Consider the following 7,794-nt stretch of genomic DNA (forward strand, 5'->3'; position numbering starts at 1 on the left):
TGCACCAGTGCGATGGTGATATGCGCGGTGATGGTCTGCAGCAGTGTCACCAGTTCCTCTCCGCACGGGATCAGGAACACCATGTAGAACAAGGGGAACAGCAGCCCGGCGGTGACGCGCGGCCCCATCAGCAGCGGCACCAGCGACGCGCCGAGCGCAACGACGCCCGCTTGGCGCGCCAGGTCTAAGCCGGAGATCGCACCCAGCAGCCAGACCAGCGCCGCCCCCGCGAAAGGGATCAGCCCCGGCCACCATAGCGCCGGCTCCAGCTTGGCGATTTCCACGCGCCGCTGCCAAACCAGCCAGCCGATGATCGCGGGCACCAGCAGGATGTGGTTGTAGGTGGAGATATCCCACCACTGCCGCACCATCGCCGCGCAATCGGCGGCGAAAAGGATCATCAGGGACAGCGTGGCCAGGGCCAAGCGCAGCACGGCGGTGCGCCACGCGGGAGACAGGGCCTGCCAGGCGCGCGGCGGGGCCGGCAAGGCTTCAGGCCGCATCGCGTGCGCTTCCCGCTGCCACGCCTAGCAACGCATTGAGCGGGGCGAGCGCGGCAGGCCAGCTGGCCTTTTCCACGACGAACCGGCGAGCGGCCTCGCCCATGGCGGCAGCGGCCGCGCGGTTGTTCAGCAGCTTCAGGCACGCCGCGACGAGCGCGTCATCATCTGCGCCTTGCAGCCATTCGGTGCCGTCTTGCGCCGGGATGCCGGTCGCAGCTTCTGGCGAAAGCACCACCGGCAGCGCCATGGCCATCGCCTCCAGCACCTTGTTCTGCACGCCGCGCGCGATCTCCAGCGGCACCAGCGCCAGGTCGCAGCCGGCGAGCCACGGGCGGACATCGGGGACGCGGCCCCAGACGTGGACGCCGTGCCGACCGGACAAGGCCGTCAGCGCGGGCGCGGGATTGCGGCCGACGATGTGCAAGCTCGCATCCGGATGCACCGCCCGGATGCGCGGGAGCAGCCGTTGCGCCGCGCGCAGGCAGGCATCGATGTTGGGCGCATAGTCCATCTGCCCGGTGAAGATCAGGCGCGGGCCGGTGAACCGGGCCAGCTGCGGTTCGGCCTCGACCCGGGCGGGATCGAAGGTATCGCTATCGATGCCGTTGCCCAAGGTGCGCACGTCCACCCCGGCGGCGGGAGGATAAGGCGCAGGCAATCGAGCGCGAAACAGCGCGGCTTCCGCGTCGCTGATCAGCAGGCTGGTGTCAGCCTGGGCGGCAAAACGCCCTTCTTCCGCCTGCAACAGCCGCGCCTCGCGCTGCTGAGCCCAGCCCTTTACCCCGCCATCGCGCGCAGCGTAAGCCTGAAACTTGGCCGAATCCACATCGACGAAATCGGCAATGAGACGGCCCCGGAAATTCTCCGGCACATATTGCCCCATCTGGCCCGAGAAGACGTAGATCGTGGAAATCGGACGCGTCGCCAATATCTTGCAGACATAACGTGCCAGCGTGCCTGAACGAAACGCCGTCAGGCTGATCGGTTGGCCGGTCACCATCGCCTCGGCGGCAGCCAGCGGCAGCGGCTTGGAGCGGCGCACCAGGCAGTGGCTTGCCGCCATCGCCGCCAGTCCCGGCTCGGCGGCGAAGTCCAGCGCATCATCGGCGAACGTGGCGACGTGGACCGGCGCGCGAGACGCCAGATGCTTCAGGATATGGTGCGAGCGGATCTTGTCGCCGCGATCCGGTGGAAACGGGATGCGGTGCGCGATGAACAGGATTTCGGACACTCAGCCCAATCCCCGCGCGATCCATGGCCCCAGCCGGTTGGCGACAGGCAGCGGCAGCTTTTGCCACAGCGCAATCTGTGCCCGGTGCTTGGCGCTGGTGGGATCGGCATCGCGCGTGTCACTGCCGGGCGCGGTCCACACCGCATAGCTCAGCGGCTCGGGCTCGAACCCCCAGTTGCGCTTGAAGTGATAAGCGCCGCTGTTGGTCTTGGAGCGTCCGAAGTCGAACCGGTCGCACCCGCGCCGCCGCGCGTGGAGCATCAGCTCGTAATACATCCGATCGTTGGCGCGCAGGCGTCGCGCGTCCCAGGTGCCGCCGCCCCAATAGGGCATCACCGCGCCGCGCCAGTAAAGCGAGAGCACACTGGCGATGGGCCGCCCTTCATGGCGCACGGTCAGGATGTCCACCGCATCGCCAAAGCCGTCCAGCACCGCTTCGAACAGCGCGCGCGGGAACACCGGGGTGCCCAGGTTGCGCACGCTTTCGGCATAGACGGCGTAGTGCGCAGCGCGATCTTCAGGTGCCGTGCCCACTGTCACGGCGAAATCATTGGCGAGGCTCTTGCGCACTTCGGCGCGTTGCTTGCGCGGGATGGCGGTCAGCTGCGCGTCGTCATCGGTGGCAAGCGGGCGGACGAAGCCACAGTGCGATTGCGTGCGCAGCGCCCAGCCTTGCCGCACATCGCTGACAGGCCCCCCGCGCAGCTCGATGGTGGGGCAGGAATGGCTTTGCGCCAGCTTCTCCGCCGCGGCCAGAAGCGCGGTGCCGTCCTCGCCGTCCGAAAGGAGCAGGCCGCCGTCGACGGCAAAACCGGTCGAAGCGAATAGCCGGCCAAAGATCGGCGAGTGGATTTCGTTCAAAGGGAGCAGGCCGGTGATCGCGCCTGCACCTCGCTCTGCCATCAGCACCAGCGCCTTGTTGCCGGTGCCCCGCTCCACCGCCGCGATCCAGGCGGGCAGGTGAAACGGCGTGCCTTGCGGATGCCCGGCAACATAGCTTTCGATCGCGCCGCGTTCGTCGGGATCGCGCAGGTCCGCCAGGCGCACCGTGGTCCGGACAGGCGCGAAGGGGGCGTTCATGCCGCCAGCGCCACCGCGTGTGACGCCTCGCGCACCGCGATCGCATCCATGCGGCCCCACGCGAAATCGCCGACCAGATGGCGCAGCTTGGCGGCCATGACATCTAGGTTGGTATAATGGCGCAGGCGCGAGCGCATCGGGGCATTCTCAACACGGGGCTGATCGGGATCGATTTCCCACGGGTGAAAATAGAACACGGCGGGTCGCCCTTCGCCGTTCACTTGCCGGATCGCCCAGCGCGAGAACGCATAGGGCAGCACGCGGAAGAAGCCACCGCCGCCCGCCGCCAGGCGCCGCCCGGCAAGCATGGCGGTCGTCACCGGAATCTCCACGAAATCGTGCCCGGCAACCGGGTGGAAAGCGAAGCGCGGCGCTTCGCGCCAGCCGTAGTGATCGTGCGCGATCGGCGCGACGCTGGAGGAATAGGCATAGCCTTGCGCCGCCAGTTCCTCATGCGCCCAAGGGGTGCGGGCGTCGATCGAGAAGCTGGGCGCGCGATAGCCGGTCACCGCCTCGCCCGCCGCATCCTCGATTGCCCGGCGGCTGACCGCCAAGTCCTGCCCGAACGTGGCGCGGTCCATGCGGAACACGCGCTGGTGATCCCAGCCGTGGCTGGCGATCTCATGACCCTGCGCCACGATGCGGCGGATCAGCGCGGGATGGCGCTGCGCCACCCAGCCCAGCGTGAAGAACGTGCCTTTGACGCCGGCATCGTCGAACAGCGCCAGGATAGCGTCGCAATTGTGCTCGACCCGGCTTTTGAGGCCCTCCCAGTCCTCGCGCTTGATCACGGTCTCGAACGCGCCGACCTGAAACCAGTCCTCGACATCGACCGACAGGCCGTTGATGACTGCACCACCCGCTGGACCACCCGCTGGACCACCCGCTGGGGCACGCGATGACATCGGTCTAGCTCCCGGACGCTCAGGCAGCGGCGCGGCCGGCATCGCCGCTTTCGATCCACTCGATGATCATCGTCAGCGTGTGGCGGATCGTGCGGTCCTGCTCTGACAAGCGGGCGTTGAGCGCCTCGATCTGCTGGTCGATCGCGGTCAGCAGCTCGGCATGGGCGGCCTGGCGGCTTTCCTCGCGCTCCTCGACCGTGTTGGCCAGTTCGACCACGGCGTGCTGCAATTCCTGTATCTGGGCGTCACGCTCGGCAATGGCCGCCTCGAACGCGGCCGTGGCGGCGGCGATGGCGCTTTCATGCTCCTGCGCGGTGGATGCCGGGGCGAAGGCCGTACCCGTAACGCCCGCCGGCTCTACGCGCGCAGGCTGGGGTGAAACCAGCGTGATCGTGCCGTCCTCGTTCAGATCGCCCAGCACCTGGGCCAGCATGGCGACGTCGATGTGCTGGCGCTGTTCCACCGCGCCCAGCAGCAGCAGGCGATTGAGCACCTGGTTGATGCGGCGGGGAATGCCGGCGGTGGCGGAATGCAGTTCCACGAACAGGCGCTCATCGAAGCTGGGCTTGCCGGTCCAGCCCGCCCGCGTCATGCGGTGCTCGATATATGGCTGCACTTCGTCCGGCTGCATCGCTTCCAGATGGTGAGTGGCGATCACGCGCTGGCGCAACTGCTCCAGCTCGGGGCTGTCCAGCAGCAGGCCGCGAAACTCCGGCTGGCCCAGCAGCAGCGTCTGCAACAGCGGGTGAGAGCCCAGCTGGAAGTTGGAGAGCATCCGCAGCTCTTCCAGCGCGCCGATCTCAAGGTTCTGTGATTCGTCCACGATCAGCAGGCAGCGGCGGCCCGCGCGGGCCTCGTCCTGCAGGAACTGCTCGATCATGCCCAGCGCGCTGGCCTTGTCATGCCCTTCCACTTCCAGCCCGAAGGCGTGAGCGATGACGTGGACGATCTCCTCACCGTCCAGCGCACTGGTGACGATGTGCGCGGCGGTCAGCCGCTCCGGGTCGATCGTCGCCATCAGGTGCGCCACCAGCGTGGACTTGCCCGCGCCCACTTCGCCGGTGATCACCACGAAGCCCTCTCCCTGCGCCAGGCCATAACCCAGGTAGGACAGCGCCTTGCGATGCGTCAGGCTCTCGAAATAGAACGCCGGATCGGGGGTGAGCTGGAACGGCCTTGAGGTCAGCCCGTAGAAATCATCGAACATCGTCTTTGTCTCCTTGGGCGATCAGAAGCTGTAACGCATGCCGACCAGCGCCGATGCCGTCCAGACATCGTCCAGCGGCGCGGGCTGCAGCGAGCCATCGATGCCCACTGCGGCGGTCGCACGCAAGCGGGCGGTGAGCAGGCGGTAGTAGCTGGCCGATGCTCCCACGCTGGTGATGTCGGTCAACAACAGGTCATCGCTCTTCAGCCATTGCGCGTAGGCATTGGTCGCCCAGCCGGATTGCGGATCGATCCGCCCGCCAAGATAGGCCGCCAGCCAGTAATTCTCGTCCACCACGCCGTCGGCCTGCGCCAGCACCGTGCCGCGCGCGGCGATGAAGCGGCGGCGGTCATACCCCGCGCCGATCCCCGCGTTGAGCGCGCCCACCTTCATTGAATAGCTGGCAGCGACCCCACGCGCCCGGAACGTGGCCGAACGGATCGAACCGAGCGCACCGGCCAGGCAGCCGTTGCCGTTCAAGGAGGATACGCAGCCGCGCAGTTCGCCCGAAACCGGATCGCGCACCGCTTCGAAATCATCGGGCAACTGGTCCAACAGGCGCGTCACCTGCCCGCCGAAGCCCGCCACGTTGTCATACACCGCCACGCTCAGCGCGCTGCGATCGTTAGGCGCATAGGTCAGCGTGCCGTTAAAGCTGGTAGAGCCATAACGGCGGCCGATATGCGCGGTCAGCGAAGTGCGGCGGCTGGGGCGCCACATCACGCCCACGTCCCAGATCAGGCCGTCCACGTCGTAGGCGATCTGGCGCGGGGCGCTGTCATCGGTGACGTAGCGGCCATTGCGGATCACCGGGCGGCCCGCAGCATCGCGCACCGCATCCCGGCTGGAGATCTGCACGTTTTCATACCCCAGCGCGCCCGTCGCCTGCAGGTTGGGATTGATCGGCACGGTAACGATGCCGCGCACTTGCGCATCGCGCACGCGCTGATCGAGGTTGGAGATATCCTCCTGATAGAAGCTGCCCGCCGCGCCGATTCCCACCGGCAGCGCGGTGCCCGGCGCCATCATCGCCGAAACGTCGGCGATCTGGACCACGCTCTTGTCGAACACGTCGAACGCGCCCAGCGTGGCGTTGTCAAAATTGCGGTCCTGATCCACCTTGGTGAAGCCCGCGCGATAATTGGCGCTGACGCCGACATCGCCCACCTGCGTGGCGTAGGACGGCCCGGCGTAGACCGAATACAGCTTGGTGGTGCCCTGATCCACGCCGCGTCCGCCAAAGCCCAGCCCGCCGCGATCGCCGCTGGCGCGCGTTGCCAGCGCACCGCCCTGCACGGTCAGGCCCGGAGCCAGCGTGGTATAGCCGTTGACGACGCCGCTGATGGTATCGCCATCGCCCGCGCGCTTGCCCCAGCCGAAGTGATGCTCATAGCGGACCGAAGCCGCCACCGCGTTGCGCCGCCCGGCGACGACCGCGTCCACGCCGGCCACCACTTGGGTGTAGGTCAGCACGTCACTGCCGGGAGAAATCTCGGCATTCACGATCTGGTTCAGCTCGACATAGGGGATGACGACCACTTGCTTGCCGCCGCCACGCCCGTTGCGCCCGCTGCCGCCACGTGGCGCCTTGGCGGACGAGCCGCTGTTACCGGGCGCATCGGCTCCCGGCCCGTCACCGCCGGTGCCGCTGACATCGCCATAGCCGATCGATTGCGCCTGGGCGGCAATCGGCAGCATCAGCGCGGCCATGGCGGCCGAAACCAGAAGGGGGCGGGCCATCGGGGTCATTCCCTGTATCCGTAATAAGTGCCAAAGCTGCGCCCGCTGGGGCTGAACTGCGCGGCGTTGAGCAGAAGCTGGATGTTCGGGCACGAAGAGAGGAGCGAGACGGTATCCTCCAGCGCGCCCTGCCCGGTGCTGTCGGCCCGCACGATCACCACCGCCTGGCCGACGTACTTGGCCAGCTCGGCCGCGGGGGATGCGGCCAGGACCGGGGGCGAATCGAAAATCACCATGCGGCCGGGCGCGCCTTGCGTCAGCCGCTCCAGCACCTTTTCGGTGCGCGCGGACGACAGGAACTCACTGTCGTTGGTGGTGGTGTCCCCCGCGGGCAGCACCCACAGGCCGGGGATATCGGTGCCCAGCACGAAGTCGGCGACATCGGCCTTGTCATCCATCAGTGCGTCCATCAGGCCGGGGCCGCCGGGCAGCCCCAGCGCCGAAAGCACCGAAGGCTTGGCGAAATCCGCATCCACAAGAAGGACATCGCCCTCCTTCTCCGCCGCGATCGACAGCGCCAGGTTGGTGGCGCAATAGGTCTTGCCCTCGCCCGGATGCGGCGAGCTGATCAGGATACGCTGCGCACGCGATCCGGCCTTCTGACGGCGCAACTCGCTCGCCTGCACCAGCAGCTGGCGCTTGACGATGCGGAACTCCTCCAGCAGCGCGGTGACCGAGCCTTCCGGCACGATCAGCCCTGTTTCCCGCAAGCGATCGCGATCGATGGCGTGATGGTCACCGTTGAAAATGGCGGGTGTGGCAAGTGGGACCCCCCCCAGGTCACTTCCGCCATTCCCGTTCGTGTCGAGCGAAGTCGAGATACGTGGGTCCAGCGCTGCCGTGTCTCGACTACGCTCGACACGAACGGGGGTGGGTGCAGGTTCGAAGGCAGTTTCCGGGGTGTTCACAACCGGCGCGTGCGCAGGCTCAACCGGCTTGGGCGCAGCGTCCGCCGCCTTGCGAACCGGCTCGCGCTTGGGCGGCAGGGGCTTGTCCGCGCTCGGCTTGCCGCCGGCGATGTAGCGCGCGAAATCGAACCGTTCCGCCGCGCGCTCGATCAGCGAATCGCTGTGGGGCTTGGGATCGTCGCCATGCGGCAGGGGGATCTTGCTGTGGTCCATCGTCCCG

General features: G+C 67.6%; 7 protein-coding genes. All 7 read right to left on the reverse strand.

The features are described 5' to 3' along the window. The coding region (locus ACHWRX_RS08520; protein WP_394658868.1) for an archaeosortase/exosortase family protein at positions 1 to 503 on the reverse strand (503 nt) is incomplete at its 3' end. Next, complete coding sequence (locus tag ACHWRX_RS08525) at positions 493 to 1,734, reverse strand: TIGR03087 family PEP-CTERM/XrtA system glycosyltransferase (RefSeq protein WP_394658869.1); 1,242 nt, start codon at positions 1,732 to 1,734, stop codon at positions 493 to 495. The genes ACHWRX_RS08520 and ACHWRX_RS08525, both read right to left, overlap by 11 nt. Further along, positions 1,735 to 2,814, reverse strand: a complete 1,080-nt coding sequence (locus ACHWRX_RS08530) for a FemAB family XrtA/PEP-CTERM system-associated protein (RefSeq protein ID WP_394658870.1) — start codon at positions 2,812 to 2,814, stop codon at positions 1,735 to 1,737. Beyond that, positions 2,811 to 3,719 carry an XrtA system polysaccharide deacetylase gene (locus ACHWRX_RS08535; RefSeq protein WP_394658871.1) on the reverse strand — a complete coding sequence of 303 codons (909 nt, stop codon included), beginning with the start codon at positions 3,717 to 3,719 and terminating at the stop codon, positions 2,811 to 2,813. The genes ACHWRX_RS08530 and ACHWRX_RS08535 overlap by 4 nt, the downstream gene beginning before the upstream one ends. A gap of 19 nt (positions 3,720 to 3,738) precedes the next feature. Beyond that, on the reverse strand, positions 3,739 to 4,926 hold the full coding sequence (locus ACHWRX_RS08540; protein WP_394658872.1) for an XrtA/PEP-CTERM system-associated ATPase: 1,188 nt from the start codon (positions 4,924 to 4,926) through the stop codon (positions 3,739 to 3,741). Positions 4,927 to 4,947: 21 nt separating this feature from the next. After that, the gene (locus ACHWRX_RS08545; protein WP_394658873.1) at positions 4,948 to 6,666 is read right to left on the reverse strand and encodes a preprotein translocase subunit YajC; all 1,719 of its coding nucleotides are present in this window, start codon (positions 6,664 to 6,666) and stop codon (positions 4,948 to 4,950) included. 5 nt (positions 6,667 to 6,671) lie between these two features. Further along, positions 6,672 to 7,787: a capsular biosynthesis protein gene (locus ACHWRX_RS08550; protein ID WP_394658874.1), complete on the reverse strand. Its 1,116-nt coding sequence runs from the start codon at positions 7,785 to 7,787 to the stop codon at positions 6,672 to 6,674. Positions 7,788 to 7,794: the final 7 nt, after the last annotated feature.

Origin of the sequence: uncultured Novosphingobium sp. (genome assembly GCF_964277725.1) — a bacterium.
GTDB lineage: Bacteria > Pseudomonadota > Alphaproteobacteria > Sphingomonadales > Sphingomonadaceae > Novosphingobium > Novosphingobium fluoreni.

Bases quoted from the DNA above. Each gene is read 5' to 3' on its own strand.
- ACHWRX_RS08530 (WP_394658870.1), bottom strand. From the start codon at position 2,814: ATGAACGCCCCCTTCGCGCCTGTCCGGACCACGGTGCGCCTGGCGGAC.
- ACHWRX_RS08535 (WP_394658871.1), bottom strand. From the start codon at position 3,719: ATGTCATCGCGTGCCCCAGCGGGTGGTCCAGCGGGTGGTCCAGCGGGT.
- ACHWRX_RS08540 (WP_394658872.1), bottom strand. From the start codon at position 4,926: ATGTTCGATGATTTCTACGGGCTGACCTCAAGGCCGTTCCAGCTCACC.
- ACHWRX_RS08545 (WP_394658873.1), bottom strand. From the start codon at position 6,666: ATGGCCCGCCCCCTTCTGGTTTCGGCCGCCATGGCCGCGCTGATGCTG.
- ACHWRX_RS08550 (WP_394658874.1), bottom strand. From the start codon at position 7,787: ATGGACCACAGCAAGATCCCCCTGCCGCATGGCGACGATCCCAAGCCC.